The organism is Methylobacterium sp. 17Sr1-1, assembly GCF_003173775.1.
Lineage (GTDB): Bacteria > Pseudomonadota > Alphaproteobacteria > Rhizobiales > Beijerinckiaceae > Methylobacterium.
In genome coordinates this window covers 2,499,108-2,517,108 of record NZ_CP029552.1, presented here as the reverse complement: position 1 = coordinate 2,517,108, position 18,001 = coordinate 2,499,108, and the positions used below count along the sequence as shown (strand labels likewise).

General features: G+C 57.8%; 10 protein-coding genes, 1 tRNA gene and 2 pseudogenes. 9 read left to right on the top strand and 4 right to left on the bottom strand.

Features of this window, described 5'->3' with window-relative positions; all coding sequences use genetic code 11:
• Positions 1-22: 22 nt before the first annotated feature.
• Positions 23-856: a 23S rRNA (guanosine(2251)-2'-O)-methyltransferase RlmB gene (gene rlmB, locus DK412_RS11365; protein WP_109972036.1), complete on the bottom strand. Its 834-nt coding sequence runs from the start codon at positions 854-856 to the stop codon at positions 23-25.
• A gap of 128 nt (positions 857-984) precedes the next feature.
• Here rlmB and DK412_RS11360 point away from each other — a divergent pair.
• The 6 genes and pseudogenes from DK412_RS11360 to DK412_RS11340 all read left to right on the top strand — a co-directional run bounded on the left by DK412_RS11360 (position 985) and on the right by DK412_RS11340 (position 7,344).
• Positions 985-1,060 (top strand) — tRNA-Glu (locus tag DK412_RS11360).
• A gap of 96 nt (positions 1,061-1,156) precedes the next feature.
• Positions 1,157-2,977, top strand: a complete 1,821-nt coding sequence (locus DK412_RS11355) for a site-specific integrase (protein ID WP_204165551.1) — start codon at positions 1,157-1,159, stop codon at positions 2,975-2,977.
• 432 nt (positions 2,978-3,409) lie between these two features.
• A pseudogene (locus DK412_RS11350) lies at positions 3,410-3,979 on the top strand (transposase); the annotation flags it as partial.
• A gap of 176 nt (positions 3,980-4,155) precedes the next feature.
• Positions 4,156-4,318, top strand: a pseudogene (locus DK412_RS30935) (IS66 family transposase); the annotation flags it as partial.
• Between the two features lie 1,001 nt (positions 4,319-5,319).
• Entirely contained in the window at positions 5,320-5,757 is a 438-nt protein-coding gene (locus tag DK412_RS11345; protein WP_109972034.1) for a hypothetical protein, read from the top strand.
• Positions 5,758-6,129: 372 nt separating this feature from the next.
• Positions 6,130-7,344, top strand: a complete 1,215-nt coding sequence (locus DK412_RS11340) for an HNH endonuclease (protein WP_109972033.1) — start codon at positions 6,130-6,132, stop codon at positions 7,342-7,344.
• Positions 7,345-8,360: 1,016 nt separating this feature from the next.
• Here DK412_RS11340 and DK412_RS30175 read toward each other — a convergent pair.
• The 3 genes from DK412_RS30175 to DK412_RS11330 all read right to left on the bottom strand — a co-directional run bounded on the left by DK412_RS30175 (position 8,361) and on the right by DK412_RS11330 (position 11,375).
• Positions 8,361-9,749, bottom strand: coding sequence for a hypothetical protein (locus DK412_RS30175; protein ID WP_162596185.1), 1,389 nt, complete (start codon positions 9,747-9,749; stop codon positions 8,361-8,363).
• Positions 9,750-9,928: 179 nt separating this feature from the next.
• Positions 9,929-10,144, bottom strand: coding sequence for a hypothetical protein (locus tag DK412_RS30930; RefSeq protein WP_245447586.1), 216 nt, complete (start codon positions 10,142-10,144; stop codon positions 9,929-9,931).
• A gap of 682 nt (positions 10,145-10,826) precedes the next feature.
• Positions 10,827-11,375, bottom strand: coding sequence for a hypothetical protein (locus DK412_RS11330; RefSeq protein WP_109972031.1), 549 nt, complete (start codon positions 11,373-11,375; stop codon positions 10,827-10,829).
• A 455-nt stretch (positions 11,376-11,830) separates the two neighbouring features.
• Here DK412_RS11330 and DK412_RS11325 point away from each other — a divergent pair, with 455 nt between their 5' ends.
• The 3 genes from DK412_RS11325 (at position 11,831) to DK412_RS11315 (ending at position 17,997) form a co-directional block, all read left to right on the top strand.
• Positions 11,831-13,765, top strand: a complete 1,935-nt coding sequence (locus DK412_RS11325; RefSeq protein WP_162596184.1) for a glycogen-binding domain-containing protein — start codon at positions 11,831-11,833, stop codon at positions 13,763-13,765.
• Positions 13,766-14,601: 836 nt separating this feature from the next.
• Positions 14,602-16,041, top strand: coding sequence for a lecithin--cholesterol acyltransferase (locus DK412_RS11320; protein ID WP_109972030.1), 1,440 nt, complete (start codon positions 14,602-14,604; stop codon positions 16,039-16,041).
• A 3-nt stretch (positions 16,042-16,044) separates the two neighbouring features.
• Positions 16,045-17,997 carry an ATP-binding protein gene (locus tag DK412_RS11315; protein ID WP_109972029.1) on the top strand — a complete coding sequence of 651 codons (1,953 nt, stop codon included), beginning with the start codon at positions 16,045-16,047 and terminating at the stop codon, positions 17,995-17,997.
• The last annotated feature ends 4 nt before the right edge of the window (positions 17,998-18,001 follow it).

Here is an 18,001-nt window from a genome sequence, read left to right as displayed (position 1 = left end):
AGCGTCCCGCGCCTCTGGATTCTCAGGCGCGGGGCATCAGGGCGTAGAGGGTGATCGCGGCGGCGTTCGAGACGTTGAGGCTCTGGATCGCGCCGCGGAACGGGATCCGGGCCATCACGTCGCAGCACTCGCGGGTGCGCTGGCGCAGGCCCTTGCCCTCGGCCCCGAGCACCACCACCAGCGGCGTCTTCGGACCGACCGCGTCGAGGGTCTCGGGCGCCTCGGAATCGAGGCCGACCCGGGTGAAGCCGCGCTCGCCGAGCTCGATCAGGGCCTCGGCGAGGTTGCGCACCACCACGAACGGCACGTGCTCGAGCCCGCCCGAGGCGGATTTGGCGAGCACCCCGGTGACCGTCGGCGAGTGCCGGGCGGTGGTGACGATGGCGGTGACGCCGAAGGCCGCCGCCGTGCGCACGATGGCGCCGACATTGTGCGGATCGGTGATCTGATCGAGGGCGAGCAGCACCGCATCGTCGGGCAGCGCGTCGAAGGCCGGGCCGGCCAGGGGCTCGGCCTCGAGATAGAGGCCCTGATGCACCGCATCCGGCCCGAGCAGCCCCGTGATGGCGCCGGGCTTGACGATCTCGGGGGTGATGCGCAGCTCGCCCACCTCCTCCGCGAGGCGAACCGCCGCATTCTCGGTAGCGAGCAGCCGGCGAAACTCCCGCTTCGGGTTGCGCAGCGCCTCGGAGACCGGGTGCCAGCCGTACAGCACCGTCACATCCTCGCGGTCGTTCCGCGCCTCGTCCCCGGATCGGCGACCGGACCCGCCTTTGCCGAAGCCACCTTTACCCGGCCCGCCCTTGCCCTGGCTGCCCTTCCAACCGCCCCCGCGCGGCGCCTGCCTCGTCGTCATCCGTCGTCCCGCCCGCGTTCAAGGCCCAACCTAGCGCCGACAAGACCGAGCCCTCGCCCCCCGTCAAGTGCATCAATCCGGTTGCCCTGCCGACAGAACCCCACTATAGCTCCCTTCGCCCCGCACCGGCGCCCTTCGTCTAGCGGTCTAGGACGTCGCCCTTTCACGGCGAAAACACGGGTTCGAGTCCCGTAGGGCGCGCCATGCGGTGGCTAAGTCATTGCAATCCCAGAATCTGTTGATTTTCAGGTGCTTACCCTTCAGCGCGTGCTACACTCGCGTGCTACGGGACCAAGTACGATGGGCCGCATGAAGTTCGTTCAGCGCCGCGCCGGCCGTTACGAGTTTCGCTTTCCCCTCCCCGACGATCTCGCTGGCAAACCAGCCCCGCCTCTCTGGCCGGAGGCGCTGGCGGCTCTCGTCAATGCGCGGACCGGCCGCTTCAAGACCGAGGTCATCCGCTCCCTTCAGACCAATGACGGCCCGACGGCCGACCGGCGGGTGCTCACCCACATCGCCGAAGCGCACCGGCTCGTCGATCAAGCGCGGCGCTTGCTCAACGAGGGGCCGGAGGTAGGAATTAGCGCGGACCAGATCGCTGCTCTGGCGCGCGACCACGAGATCCATCTCCTCGGCACGGACGAGGTGATCCGCACGAGAGGCGTCGGGCTCGATATGGCTCGCGAGGACGGCCAGGGCCCTCACGACGGGCTCGGCATGACGCTCGACGATCTGCGGGCATACCGGATGCTTATCGAGGAATTGGACCGCTACACGCGTCAGCAAGTCGCGCAGATGCGACCGGGCGAGTCGACGAGTTCCTTCGTCAATCGCGCGGTCGAGGCTCGTGGTATCGCTCTGGCGCCCGATGATCCTGCCTGGCGGGAGCTCGAACTCGCCTTCGCCAAGGCTCAGCGTGATGCCCTCGCCGGCATCCGGGCCCGCCTCAAGGGCGACGATGTGGCGACCCCAGAGCGTCCGTCTGAGCAGCGCTCATCTGAGCCGGCTGGCTTGGCGCTGTCCGCCGCTCTGGGGCTATGGTCGGAAGCCGGTGGCACTGGTGCAAGAAGACCTCAGCCGTCCTCCATTGCCGAGGCCGAGCGGGCCGTGCGACGCTTCATCGAACTCATTGGCGACCTGCCAATCACCGCGATCTCTAAGAACCATACACGCGCCTTCCGTGATGCCTTGGTCCGCCTGCCGAAGGCGCTCCCCACCCGGCTCGGCCGCCTGCCTCTGCCCGAGTTGCTGAAACAGGATCTAAGCAGTTACCCACGGCGCAACGCGCAAACGGTCAACAAGACTTTGGCCCTTCTCAGCGGCGTGCTTGCCCGCGCTGAACGTGACGGGCACTTCGAGGCGCTGCCAGCTTGGTCGAACCCGTTCCACATCGGCTTCGACGTCGCGCCCGCCGAACGTGAACCCTACGAGCCATTCAGCGCGGCTGAGCTCCAACGGCTGTTCGCCTCGCCCGTTTACGCGCGCGGTGAGCGCCCCCTCGGCGGTCAGGGTGAAGCGGCATACTGGTTCCCACTGATTGCCCTCTTCAGCGGCGCGCGACGCACTGAGATTGCACAGCTCAAAATCGGGGATGTGCGCCAGGGCGAGAATGAGATTTGGTATCTCGACATCACCAACGAGGGAGCTGACCAAAACCTAAAGACCGCCTCATCGGCTCGATCAGTGCCAGTCCATCACGAGTTGATCCGGCTCGGTTTGTTAGAAGTTGTAGCAACTCAAGCGAAGCTGCATCCACTGACTGCGCCCCTATGGCCTGCATTTGCCCCGCCTATCGACGCGAAAGCTAAAGCGTGGACCAAGTGGTTCGGGCGCTATCTTGGGGTACATGTCGTGGATCACTCGGCTAAGACGTTTCACTCCTTCCGGCACACCTTCAAGCGAGCTTGCCGTGAGGCTGGCTTGAGTGAAGAGGTCCACAATGCATTAACTGGCCATGCGGGCGGCGGCGTCGGGCGTCGATACGGGCGCGAGCGACGAGTTGATGGAACGCTCGATTGCGGTATCCCGCTGGCTCGGCTGCACAAAGACATCGACAAAATCGCCTACCAAAACCTACAGCTTCCTGTTTTAAATGAGCAAAGCATCAAATATAAGATGTAGTTCATCTATTGGATATTTCAATTTGAATCATTATCATAGGAAAAACGTAATCATAGACGCAAGTCACTCTGAAGGGGTACGAGGCTGACGCTCGAATTTGCAACGATGCCTGGGAATGGGCCGCTGTGGGTTCGAATCCCTCCGTCTCCGCCAACATTGTCCCTAAGTGGCTGAAGCGTAAGGGAAATTAAGGTGGCGTTGGTTTAAGACCAACAATTCACCCAACATCAGCCAGCGGCATAGCCCGGAATTCTATGGACTGATCCAGGCCTGAGGGCGGCCACGCCGTGGGGGAGCAACACCTTATTGGGTGTGCACCAATCCGGCGCGCACCCGACGGCGTGCTGATGGGCATGCACGACCGTCACATCCACGAAGTGCAGATCCCAGTCGAGGTCGCCGACGCATCCGCCTGCGCCTGAAGACGCCGCCACCCCGACGCTGCGCCGGCACGTCACGGCGCTGGAGGCGAGCACGGCAGCCCGTCACGCCGCCCGACCCGATCAGAGTAAGCTGCGCCGCTACAAGGCGTTCTTCAACGGCGCGCGGAGTTGGTCCCGCGTCGAGCGCGTTATCGCCTACGTCGAGGCCGGACCGCAGGGCACGGACACCCGCTTCATCGTCACGAGCCTCACCGGTGGCGACCCGCGCAGGATCTACAAGGAGGTCTACTGCGGGCGTGGTCAGGCGGAGAACCACATCAAGGCGTGGAAGCGCCACCTCGCAGCCGACCGCACCTCGTGCATGAAGGCGACCGCCAACGCGTTCCGCCTGATGCTGCACACGGGCGCTTACTGGATCCTGTGGTCGCTGCGCAGCCTCATGCCGAAGCGCTCCACCTGGCGGGTCGCGCAGTTCGACACCCTCCGGCTGCGGCTCGTGAAGCTCGCCATGCGGGTTGTCACGTTGAAAACCCGCGTCACGCTTCATCTGCCCAGCGCCTGTCCCGATCAGGCGATCCTGCGCCTCGTTCTCGACCGCCTGCCGCGTCTCACCTGTTGAGCTGTGGGGCATCTGCCCCGGTCGAACCCCCGCGTTGCAACCCGCCAGACCCGCGATCAGCACCCGATCCCCGGCCAACAGCACGGGCGCCGATCTCGCGCGTTTGCACAACCACCCGGCGAGGCTTCGCCAGACGCAGAAAGCCCATCACCGCAGTCGTGAATGATCCGGGCTAGAGCCTTTCCGCCATGCGCAGGATGCTGGAGCCGCGGCTATCGAATCCTCGCCATCCCGAGCTCGTGCGACCTGACAAGCGCGTTGCAAAACAAAATTGGACGAGTCCGGGAACAGCTCTTGGCATTCATCGACCTTCCCGGCCGTGTGATGGTCACGAATAACGAGCGTGAGCCATTTGCGTCCCGCTGAAGTATTTACAAAGTGATAGACAACTATTAGGCAAGATGTACAGTTTACAACTAGGCTGCAAGCGTGATATCTCGACTCTACAGTCTGTCGAAATGTGCCATTCCTACCGCTAAACTGGACGATACCGAGACTGTGAACAACTTGTTATTTTCTGGATAAATTCCATTTACGCCTATTTATGTCCTAGAAAATGCTGCCGCGTTGGATTTTAAAATTGCTTGGAAGCGGCCATACCACGCATCTAGGGCTTGCGAAGCAAGTTCTATTCTAGAGCTTCTCGTATCAATTCCTAATTTGTTATTGATAAACACTATTTCTATTGCAGGCTCGTGAATATCATTAGTGTAAATTTTCAGGGAAAGCTTACACGTCCTCTCGATATGCCTTTTTGCGCCTGTCATGCCTCCTAACACGAGTCCAACGGGCCCGAGTAGCGCAGCGCCAACGACTGAGCCGGCAAATTGGCTGTTGCGATCTGTCTTCGTTAATGAGCAACCATTCCGCGATATCTCGACGGACATAACTTGTTCAAAGCCGTATAATTTTACACGTCCATCTCTTAACACTGCAAATCGAAATGAATGAGGATCAAGTGCAATCCCAGATCTTCTGAATTCCCAGAAATATGACACGACTGGCGAGAAACCAGTAATTTGATCCAGTCCAACTTTCTTTTTTCTTTTTGCGATCCTTTCTGCCGTCGTATCTATAAACCAAAATAATCCGATGACAGCTAAAATAGTTGAGATAACTAGCACTGACAACACCTATAAACGACGTTCGAGATGCGTAATAGTACATGCGCCGCTTTCATAATGTATGAAATAAAATGCTATATTTTTGATCAAAAACATACACGCAATTCGTCAGACATAACATTTTAGTGCTGGGCATGCAAGAGAATGTAATTAAATCGTTCGCGCGGACGGCAGAGCGCGTGCTAGTAACGCGAGTCTCAGAGGAAGACCGGCTACATGGGCAAACGAATACCACTCCCTGCGCCTGTCGCGCGAATCTATGACGCCGTTGCCGAGCTTGAGATGGCTTACCCAAGGCGGAAGTTCACCCCTGATGGACACCTAGTCGGCTCTATTGGTGAGGTGATCGCAGCGCAGGCGCTCGGATTGACACTGCACCCAGCGTCTTACCCAGGTCACGATGCATTTGATGAGCATGGAGACGTGCAAATCAAGATGACTGGCGAGAGGGGTAAAAGCATTGCTCTCTACGCTACCTGCGTCCGCCTCGTTGTGCTCAAAATTCTCTCTCGCTACGAAGCTGAGATCATCTATGATGGTCCTGGTGAGCCCGCATGGATGGCCGCAGGAGCCATGGGAAAGAACGGCCAGCGCGTCATCAGTCTTTCCCGCCTGCGGTCGCTCGCCTCTGCACAGGATGCGCAACCTACCTAATGCATGCACGAGGGCGGCTCTGCAAAGAGGTCGCACGTGCGAGATGAGCGCCCATTCATGTGGTCCTGATGCGACGCTTTGAACTGAACGACGCGCAATTAGAGCGGATCGCCCGGCTGCTACAGCCGCAGCAGGACGGGCAGCGCACCGCAAACCGCTGATGCTGGGTGACGATGGATGTCACATCGGACAACTCGATCCGCTCGCAGACGCTGATCGACACGCTCAAGCGGATCGGATGGGAGCCGCGAGCCAGCTGATTGGCATTGTCCCGGGTGCAATTCTCAACAGCGGTGGCTGCACCACTCCAAATTAAACCTTCAGGAAATGAAAATTATATAGCGCCTCAGAGGTACAGGCTGGAGGATCGCAGTGGTCGCTGAGACTGAATGGACGGATGCTGAGCTGCAAGCTACCGTCACAGCCTACCTGGACATGTTGCGCCTCGAGCGTGAGGGAGCTTCGTACTCGAAGGCTGAGATCCGCCGCCAGCTTCGTGCCGGCCCTCTGGCAAGTCGCAGCGATGGGTCAGTCGAGTACCGTATGCAGAATATTTCGCGAGTGATGGAAATGTTGGGCCGGCCCCGTATCGCCGGCTACAAACCAGCGAGCAACATCGGTTCTGCGAATGAGACCCGGCTGCGCCGCATGATCGAGGCAGCGGGTGGCATGCTCGAGTCTTCGCGCTCGAGAACGCAGCTCAGCGATGTCGCGCTATCCGCGGACGCGATTATGGGAGTCAAGGCCGTGTTCGGACCCCTTGGGTCTCACGTTCTATGCTTCGGCGCTCGCGGCAGCATCAACGAAAGGAGCTACTTTCAGATCGCGGCAGGTGCGGCGCGCCGAGCTGAGGCAAGCCCCTTCGTGGTCACCATTGGCGGTGGGCGCGACGTTCGCGATGGCTTCGAGGGCCGCGTGCTGAACGTCGCGAAGGTCGCACAGGTCTATGGGTTGACTAGAACCTTGGTCACCGATCCTGAGGAGGTCGCTCGCCTCACCCAATGGCCCGTAGCTATCGCGCTCCACGATGTTTGGCGCTTCGTTGGAGCGCCACACCTCGTTGGGGACCTGGGCTTTCCAGACCGTACCATCCTTGCTGGGTCGCAAGATGGAATCGTGCATCCAGATGCGGCTATGGAGCGCCTGTGGGAGGCGTTGCGCGAATGGCCGCTTGAGAGCGTAGCACTTCCGCTACCCGGCAACTTCTACGATCCCAGCAAGCCCACCTTGGTCACTGCGAAGCTTCCCAAGATCCCAGCCGCCAACGCCGACGAAGGCGAACGTGTGTTGCGGCTGCAGCTGGCGATCGAGCGGAAGGGGAAGGTCGCCAAGGAGGCTAAACGACTCAACAGGGAGCGGTATGGAGTGTTCACGTGCGAAGCGTGCAGCTTCGCTCACAGCGATGCTGGGATGTTCGATGCGCACCATCAAACGCCCTTGGCCGTCGGCAAACGGACAACTCTTCCAGAACACCTTCTCGTCCTTTGCCCAACCTGTCACCGACGTGCGCATCGGAACAGTTCGGACCCGCTTGATCCCTACACGCTTGAGGAGCTCAGGGCGTGGGCTGCAGGAGGTCGTACCTGAGCGAGGATGTCAGGTATCTTGGCCGACAGGGGTTCGGCACACGTCAAAGGAGAGCGGCGGGTTTGACGCCGTCGACGGCAAGTTCGACACAGGGCTATGGGATGCCCTGTAAGAATGGAGTACGACAAGCTGGAACAATCGGCTCCAAGAGCGCTCCGCCGTTATGATCCCGTCCACCGATCTTGAAATTCGTTCTCCGCTGTTCTTTTTCGCCCCATCTGTTTTCTCACATACTGAAGTTGCGGCGTTTTCCGGGACGGTGGATCACCGTCATCCCGCTTCATATCGGCCGATCCCAACGAGTTGGGTAGCAATTTCGGTAGTAGCGGAACGCGGTTTGTTCTCGCGTGTCGGCTGGCGCTCAGGCGGGCCGATCGTGGGTGGCCTCTTGGCCGGCACAGCCCTTCCGGGACGTCGGATCCGAGTCGCCCTCGTCGTCGAGCAGCATGAGGATATGATCCACGACATCGAGGGCGAGCCCGGTATCCCTTCTTCAAGGGAGACGGCCTGAATGATGTTTACCGGAACTTGAATAAGCAAATCAGCTAGTAATCTACTCAGATATCAGTGAATTGGGGCGGGCAATGACTTCCCCAATTTGTACAAGGCAGATTTTCTTCGGCGCAGCCGGCCAAAAATATCAAATATCTCTAAAATAATACCCTGAACTGATGGCGAGGGTATTATGGAACAAATTGAAGTTGAGCGCTTCAACGCTACGGACGAAGCGGGCGCAGTTTATATGATGGTAGTGTATCTGACAGTCAGCGAGTGCGGCGGCTTGCAGGGTACCAAGACGGTAAAAGGGCGTTTTGAGGTAAGAAAGTGATGGATACGGCGTTAACGAAAACAGAAATGGCACTTACACTATTGTGAGTACCGGGGAAATATTGCGCCGTATGCAATAGAAGCGTGGGCGCGCATCTAGCCCGCCCCGCTCCCTCCAGTGTCGTCGCCAACGCCCAGATTAGCAGTTAGCGGCCTTGAGCCTGCTGCTATTACGTGGGCACCAACAATCACCGCTCTGATGATGTCAGAGGGTAATTGCGGGAGGGGAAGTTAGGTGTTGCATAATCTGTGAAGCTTTCTGTAAATCCAATAACTGAGAATATTATGTGATACATTAGCACTGTTTCTCTGTAATATTGCGCTAATGTAATATGAACTTTTCTTGCTCCTTTATAGTAAGACTTCGAATATTTTGGATGAACAAACTTATTTCTGACGTCCGACCAAGCTCTTATGTCTGACGCATAAGCCTTATGGACATTAGCGAGATAATAGACTTTATCCTGAACTCTAGTATTAAATAACATTCCAAGTAAGTTATCAATTCTATCTTTGTAAATTCTCAATTCACAGTGCCCATCGATATGTGAAACAATCGAGTCTCTCAATTTTTCCAAATGTTCTCGCTGATTTTTGTCAAATGGTTTCTGTACAAGACTTGCCAGTCCTTCAATTGCTACACTCATACCAATAGCTGCTGCATCTAACGATGCTTGACTGGCTTCGAGCGCATTGTCGAGATGGTACGAGGAGTAATTTACAGCGCTACCTTTAGTACTATTTACAGTATAATCCAAGTATGGTACAAATAAAGGCCATGCGCTATTGTGCCAAGCCTCAGTATAAGGACAAACCGGTGGATACATCATACGGCGACCGCGATACATCTGCGGATCCGAATAAAGAGTTACCCGACGCTCGGTGTCGCCTTCTTCTATAACGATGCGAGGCCGATGTGGCATTGCTGTCAGGAAACGGATCGCTTCGGATACTCGCATTTCGAAATGATCTGGCAGCTGCTCGTCGGAGATTGCGCGAATAAGTAAATAATTCTCATATTTCCGTATCAAAAATTTTACCCCGACCGCTTCAAAACGACTTGTATTTCTGACATGTCTTTCCATATCGGGAGTGACGATCTTGGACATCTCAATTGATGGAACTTTTACATCATCCATGTATACTAAATCCATAGAATAACGATCGCTCAATTTCTCTGCGATTAGGTCCAATTTCCTTAAACCGCCGATTGCAAAAACGATGCTGCCATCAGCCCAGTCAAATTTAGGGAAAATATCAGTTGCAAGGAACAACTCGCCACCCATCGACCTTGCAGTTAATGAAAAGAAGACCCCTTCCGGAATCATCTCTCCAGATTTTACTCCCATCCATTCCTGCGATAATGCAATTTCATCCACATTTGTGTGTGTAGAAAATACTTGAAAAAGGTATTTGCCATCATCATCGCAGCGAATAAAGCCCGGACCTTCAAAAAATTCGGCATTGTTATTCTTATTTCTAAATAATCTGATTTTTGTACAATTGATATAAACGTTTTTTTCTGCGATAAAATCAACAATTTCAGCTATGTCGGTAGGAATTCGCCGAATATTCATTTTGAAATCCCATCAAGCGAGTCGTGCAAAACTAGATAGCACCGACCAGATTGGATGCATACTCGCAATGACGAATGAGAAGGTGTGGTTTGTCTTTCGCTGGTTAGAGCTGAGCCGCCAACGTGTAGTTTCGCAGCCTGGTCGCCTGCTGGATGCCTTTGGATCTATGTGGTGCGCCCTCAAGCCTGCCCATAGTTCGCCGCCGCCGCGAGTGAGCGCCTCTTCAAGGCATCCTCCATGTCCCGGGAGATGCCCTCGGCGTCTTTCGCGCCCGTGTGGACGTGCATGCTGCCGATGTAGGTGCTGTTCGTGGTGCTGGAATTGGATCGGTTGTAGTTCGAGATCCGCGCCATCTGCGCAGCCTGGGCATCGTGAGCCTGGGTTGCGTAGGCCATGGCGTTGGGAGAGCCGCGCCACCACGCTGTGCGCCCCGGGACGGCTCCGGCCTCCGGGATCGGCTTCGGCGCGATCGGCGACCGCGGCGCCAGCAGGGCTTTCGGGTTGATCAGCCCACCCTTCGCGTTGCGGGCCTCGAAGTGCAGGTGTGGTCCGGTCGCACCGGGGATCGTTCGCCCGGATATGCGCGATGATCTGCCCGGCCGCGACCTGGTCGCCCTCCTTAACGCTCGGCAGCACGTGCCTGTAGGTGGTCGAGGAGCCATCGGTGTGCCTGATGGTCACGTCGCCGCTGCGCTCGAGGCTGATTGCGCCAGGTGCTATGGCCTGAACATTGGTGCCAGCGGGCACCGCAAGGTCGATGCCCTTGTACATCCACTGGTCGCCATGGATCGGGTGCGTCCTGAACCCGAAGTCGGAAGTGAAGCGCCCGCCGCCGCCAAGCGGGTAGATGCCGCCCGCGACTTCCTTCGTTCCCGCGAAAGGGCCCGCAGGCGTGGCAGCGCTAACGCCAGCCCGCCCGCCGATTCCAGCCCAGTACGGGATGCCTTTGTTGCGCGCCCCGTGCCAGTTGCCCTAGTGCACTGACGCCTTCAAAAGATACACTGCGCGCGTCAAAATCCTTCGTGTTTGCAGATGGTTGACAGGGAAGTGCGTGGCACGTTCGTCGGTGTCAGTGCACTAGCCGTTCCTGGCGGCATGCTTCAGCGCGAAATCGACCTGCTCCTTCCACGTGCTCTTATCGCTGGCGTGCTTGCCGGTCGCCTTGGTGAAGTCATCACCCATGCCCGCGTTGGTCAGGCCGGGGATGTTCGAGCGGTAGTGCAGCTGGTAGGAGCCGAAGCTCGTGCCCTGGTCGCCGCCGCGATCGCGCTGCCTGTCGAGACGATAGCCGCGCAGGCCCTCCGTACTCGCCACGGCGATCGCGTTGCCTGGGTCGATCCGGAGCGCGGCGGCGCACCCGCGAATGTAAGAAACCACCTCCGGAGAGGCGCCACCGGAGTTGAGCAGCCCCGGCCGACCGCGCACCCCGGGGCTCACCCCCGCCGCCCGCGCCCGCAGGCCGGCCCGCTCGGGCCGGATCTGCCGTCGCTGAGAGCCGGCGTCCGAAAGCCTCCAGGGAAGGAAACCGCGGAACACCAGGCTGCATGTGCCGGACGAGCTATGGAGATTGAGCGCGGCGTCCGGGCTGCCGGCTACAGCGTGCATGACGCCGAAGCGGCGCCCCACTTCGGCCCCGCGCAGGCGTCACTCCGTGACCGAGCCCACACCCTGAGTAATTACCCGGATTCGGCTCTCAACGGAAAGTGCGTTGAGTACATGAACCGGGCGCACCGGCGGACGTGGCGCATATTGGCCGTTATGTCCGACCAAAACTGCGGATCTGATTTCAGCCTTGCCGGGCAGCCGGACAATTTATCTAAACCGAAGAAATGCCTTGTGAGCCAAGCCTAATAGGCATTAGATACTTATCGGTGCAATTTTTATAATCGCATGAGGCAAACGTGTCTTATCAAAAATCGGGCATAAAGGATTGCGGATCGCCATTGCATGCGTGGAGTAATCTCAGTTTTTACGAACGGCGATACGTAGTGTCGCATCTCGTTGAATTAGGTATGTTTAGACAAGCGCAGAGGCTGATTTTCGATCTCGGATTTTGCTGGATATTCATAAGAACAGTTGGTTTGACCGACTTTCTGTCGACCCTAAAGGATGTTGAAAATGCAGTCCCCGAAGAGGCAATATTCGCGACGCAGATTCGGCAAATTCGCCTCATTCTCCCGTATGAGGCTCAAGAGATTGAACGGGTTTGTGCTGCAAACAGTTATGGCGGATTCGTTAATCACTGGCATATCGCTTTGAGGCGATTAGGCGACAACTCTTTGCGAGATGCATTCCTCTCTTGCCGTGGTGATTTCGGCCAGGATGGGTGGATTTCAATGGAGGGAGTTTATGGCGCTAGCAAAATCAAGCAAGCGTTGCGATTCCACATGCCGGCGGAGCGTTCTGCACACGCCATAGACGACTATGGTGCTGGACCTATGGGTTCAGCATTCGCATTTCACGTCGATTTGGAAAATATGCGCGTCAAAGGTGAAAGCATAGACTATTATTCGCTGAGAGATAACGATGTATGGCCGTCTCGCTATCGTTGGAGAACATGGGATATTCGAACAGGCTCACTTCTGGACGAGCAAAGCCACAGCAATCGCGATGAAGTTCCTTATTTTGGTGACGCTCGGCCTGATTGCTTCAGAAAAGGGACTAATCTCGCGCTGTCTCAATCGTCACACCTCACGTGCATTAACGGTTCGCGAAAGATGAGTCATGAAGTTGCCAAAAAACTGGTTCCGCAATATGTTGAACCCATAAGATTGATGAATATTGACGGTCAATTAGCGATATTGGGATATGATGACAACGGAAATCTCTATCGCGTAGATGTTGCCGCAGATCATGCCGATACAAATCAGGGTGACGATATTAGATTTGTTGATTTTCCTGCGTTAGAATTTGTAAGATGGTTTAGTTTATCATGCAGGTACGAATATTCAATTCGGACAGGCGGTATATTTATATCGAATCTTCAGAGTAACGAATTTGATGTTAAGTGCAAGGAAGACAAATCACGTATATTTAGCAAGGCCAAGGTTACCCAAAAGGCGCTGAACGGAAGTAGTTATGAAAATACGGAATTCAAGCATCTCGCAACGGGTGAAAAAGAGTTATCTCCAAAAGGCGGCCTAGCAATCCTCCGTTCGCGAACAACTGTTGCTGTTTGGGATCACATGACGGGACGGTGTGTTGGCTTATGCAAATTAGATAATCATTGGGGGCTCATCAGATTCATCATTGTATCACCGAATGATAAACATGTCCTTGCAATTACGGGAAGTAACGAGTTCCTGGTGTGGAATTTAGAAGAGTTTCGCGGACCGGTCGTCCGCGTAGGACCACAGCCGCCACACTGGCGACTCTCAAATATCATAATTGATGACCCTGTAAGACAAGCTACTTTTCTTTTCGGTGGAGCATTGGTAGCAGTCATCACTGAACAAAACGAGTTGCTTGTCGTTAAATTTTGGCAAGCCTCATCGATTTGCGCCCGCCTCGGGCTAGATGAACGCACCGACTTTATTTTCGCGGCCGGCTGCGGGGACAGCATCTTCTGCCTTGGCGCCTCGGGTCGGTTGAGCCACTACCGATTTTCATATATTTGTTGGGAGAATGTCACGTATATGAGTGGCAACAGGCTGATAGTGCGGCTTCTTTGCCCTGGAGCACGTACCGTGGAGCTTGCGGGCAGCTTCACTGATTGGAGGCGGGTTAATCTTCGGCAGAATGACAATGGTGTTTGGTGTGGCGAATATTGCTTACCTTACGGTTTTCACGAATACAAATTTGTTGTAGACGAAAAAAAGTGGATTACTGATCCACATAATGCAACCATTCCTGGGCCATTCAGCGAGAACAGCTACGTAGTTGCATCGGAGGGCTTCTACGACACGGATCCTGTTCGTGGCCGCGGGTGGGTTATGCCCGGTATTGCGGGACAACTCGTCGGACGCATTTTAATTCATCAAGGCCAGAAGTCAGGCTTCGCCGTTGAGCCCGGTTAAGCCCGTTCTGAGCACAACGGCCGTAAGTCGAGATGCCTACTGGGGGTGTAAGCGCTGCCGGGTCGGGCTCGGCTACGAAGTCGGGATCGCTCGCCACTTCTACAGCGTGCCTTTTGCGCTGCTGCGGCAGGAGGTCGGGGCCCGAATTACCACGAGCACCGTCGAGCTGTTTCATCGCGGCAAGCACGTCGCCTGGCATCTGCACTCGACCCGTCCGCATCAGCAAACCACCCTGCCTGAGCACATGCCTGGTGCAGAGACGCCGACATTCGCATCAGGTGCCTGGTTGCTAAACTGCTGAACCTCAACTGGAAACCGATCCGCGCGGCGTACCATTTGAAGGCGTCAAAGCATTAGTTCACAACGGCGCTATCGCGCCTGGACGCTGGACCGGATCCCCTTGCGCGCGCCTGTCAATGCGCCTCAAATCTTCCGTAATTGTGGATCGTTCGACTCCCAAGCTGACGGGAGGGGACATGTCCGGTGATCAGCCAGTGGGCGTCGGTGGAGGGTTAATCAGCGCTTTCGGGCGAACATGCTCGGGATCCTCCTTGACCTCGTACCAGGCGTTGTGCTCCTGCTTCGTTTCGTGCGACAACTGCCGGTGGAGATATCGCACGCGCGATAAAGATACCAAATGCTTGCGCAAAGCTTGAGCTCATAATCGGAGAAGCACGGGGACGAGTTTGCCAGCATCTGAGCCTTGCTGTACCGATAGCTGCGACTGGTCGTTCGCAACACCTGCTGCCGTCAATGTGAAACAGTAATATTGACTTGCATCAGAGTTGCCGTAAATTCGCTGTTCTTTGTTTCGGGAACGCTGAGGAGACTCGGTTATGATCCGGAAGCCGCTTCGCGACATGGTCGTCCTGCTACCCGGGATAACCGGCAGCGTCCTGGAGACAAATGGCAAGGACATATGGGCCGTGTCGGGGCAGGCGGCATGGCGGGCACTCACCAGCCTTGGGGAGAGTCTTCAGGAGCTCCGGCTTGAGGGCGACGACCCGGGTGGGATCGTCGCTACGCGCGTGATGCAAGACGCGCACCTCGTCCCCGGGCTCGTGAAGATCGACGGATATTCTGTCGCGGCCCGGATGATCGCCGATGCTTTCGACGTCATCAAGGGCTCGGTGCACGACGAGCGTCCGGCTAACTATATCGAGTTTCCCTATGACTGGCGGCTGGACAATCGGGTCAGCGCGCGACAGCTCGAGGTTCTTGTGGATGATCGGCTGCGGCGGTGGCGCGAGTTCAGCGACAATCCGAACGCCCGTGTCATCTTCGTCGCCCACAGCATGGGGGGCCTCGTTGCGCGGTACTACCTCGAGGTGCTTGAGGGCTGGAGAAAGTGCCGGGCGTTGGTTACCTTCGGGACTCCCTACCGCGGGTCCGTGAGCGCCCTTGACTTCTTAGCCAACGGGTACAAGCGCCTCTTCGTCGATCTAACCGAGGTGATGCGTTCCTTCCCTTCGGTCCATCAGCTGCTGCCGATTTACCGCGCGCTGCGAATCGGTGACGAGTACATGCGCGTTGCAGAAGCCGGGCATGTGCCCGGAGTCGATGCAGCACTAGCGGCGGACGCGTTGGCGTTCCACCGGGAGATCGAGGACAAGGTCGAGGAACACCGCCGGGACGCGGACTACAGGGATAAAGGCTACGTTATTCTGCCAGTCGTTGGCACGAGGCAGCCCACCAGTCAGTCCGCCGTGCTCAAAGACAGGCGTGTGGCCGCCAGTCTCGAGGTGCCGTCATGGATGGATCCGACTCTCGCTGACGGTGACGGTACGGTCCCGCGCGCCTCGGCGATCCCGATTGAGCTGTCTGACGCCTACCGCGACAGCTTCGTACCTGAGCGGCACGGTTCCCTTCAGTGCAATCGGTCCGTGCTGGACGATCTGCGAGGTAGGCTCGAACAGACACAGGTCCGGGGCCTGCGCGAGATCCGCGCCCCGGTGGAGAGCTCGGTCGCAGCGGAGCGGCCGGGCCTCGCGCTCGAGCTGGACGACTTATACCTGGCCGACGAGCCCGTGACGTTCCGAGCGCGATTGGTCAACACTATGCAGCCGCTCGGGCCACTCCAGGCTATAATTGAGCCCGTAGATGCTCCGGCTATAGCTGCGAAGCAGACCCTCGACTTCGCGGAGGCGGCTGACAGCTGGACCCTCACCGTCGAGGGGCTGCCGCCCGGGCTCTATCGCTTGCGAGCCCGCACTACGAAGGGTGGCCCATTCGCTCCGCAGCCGGTGCATGACCTTTTTGAGATCGCGGGGAGATAGCCGATGCCGGAGATGACGGCGCACTTGCTGGCGTGGCCGCAATGGTCACGGAAGGACGATCGTGGGCTGGCCCGCTTCGCCACGCCGCTGGCGAGCCGCTGGCTTCCGCTTCCTGTGAGCCGGTTCGACCTGAGCAAAGAGGTCGGATGGCAGCTGCAAATCGTTAAGGCCATCTACGACGCGCTGAAGGAGCGCGGCATCCGCTACGCGCTCGAGGCGTACCACCCTTCACAGGCGATGCAGACCATCCGCACGCCCCCCGAGATCCTCGATTCGCCGCGCGAGGGGACCTGTCTCGATCTGTCCTTGCTATTCTGCGGCCTGTGCTTAGCCTACGAACTGCTCCCGATCTTGATCGTAATCGATGGCCACGCTCTTGCTGCCGTGTCGCTCACCCATGGACTTCGCGACTGGAACGGGTACAGGCCGGGCGCTGAACTGTTCGCCGACGGCCCTCTCGTCGAGGCAGCACCGCTGCGAGGCTGGATCGATGGCGGAGACTTCCTCGCCGTTGAATGCACTGGCTTCGCCCAGACCACCCAGCTCGGTGGAAGCTCCGCCGAGAAGCCGGAGGCGCGGCACCGCACCAACGGAGTGCTTTCCTTCGAGCAAGCCACAGCAGCGGGCCGCGAGCAGCTCGACAGGCCGGACCGCCCGTTCCGGTTCGCGCTGGATCTCGCCGTCGCCCACTACGGCTGGCGCGTCGAGCCCCACCCGTTAGAGCCACTTCCCGGCGCCTGGGTGACCAACATCTTCCGGCTGCTCGAGAAAGCCCCCGCACCTCTGTCGTCCAACCTGAAGGTCCTCGACTTCGAGCGTTTGGTCGAGAATCGCACACGTAACTTCGTCGGCCGGGACTTCATCTTCCGCGCGATCGACGGGCTGATCGCCGACACCGAGTTCGAGGCCGGCTACATCCTGATCCGCGGCGAGCCTGGGATCGGCAAGACCGCCCTGATGAGCCAGATGGTCAAGACGCGGGGGTACGTGCACCACTTCAACATCGCGCCTGAGAACATCCGGTCGACCCGCACCTTCCTGGAGAGCGTCTGCGCGCAGCTGATCATCCGCTACCAACTCAATCATAATGCCTTACCTCCAGAGGCCGCCCAGGACAGCGCGTTCCTCAGCCAACTCCTCGCCGAGGCCGCCCAGAAGGTGGACGGCAAGCCCATCGTCGTGCTGGTGGACGCGCTGGACGAGGCTGAGGACGCTGGGCTTACGCCCACCGCCAATCGCCTCTACCTACCTCAATCGCTCCCAAAGGGGGTATTCTTCGTGGTGACCTCGCGCGAGCAGTTGGACTACCGGCTCGACGTCCGCCCTCGCGAGGACCTCTACCTCCGGGACGACGACCCACAAAACCTCGACGACGTGCGGCAGTACATCCGGAATTTCCTGAATGTCCACCGGGACGACATGACGGGCTGTATAGCGACTTGGAACATTTCGGAGGCCGACTTCGTCGAGCTGCTCACGGCGAAGAGCCAGGGCAATTTCATGTACTTGGTCTTCGTCCTTGAGGATATCCGAACCGGCAGGCTCTCGCCCGAGACAGTTGACAACATCCGAGACCTCCCGAAAGGCCTGCGGGAGTACTACGAGCGCCATTGGCGCACGATGCGGAACCGCGATCAGGAGCGCTTCGAGCGCATCTACGAGCCAGTGCTGCGGATCCTCGCGACCGTGCGCGAGCCCGTGACCGTCTCCGCCGTGCAGGAGTGGACGAAAGTGGAACCGCCGAGGATACGCGACGTCGTCCGTGAGTGGCGGCAGTTCTTGAACGAGGAGCCATCACCTTCCGGCGAACCGGTGTACCGCGTTTACCACGCAAGCTTCCAGGACTTCCTCGCCGAGGAGGGTATGGGACTCAAGCCCATGCACCGGCGAATTGCCGAGACAGCGCTGGCCAAAATACCAGGATTTCTAACGCAAAACGAAGAATCAAGGGACTAGAGCA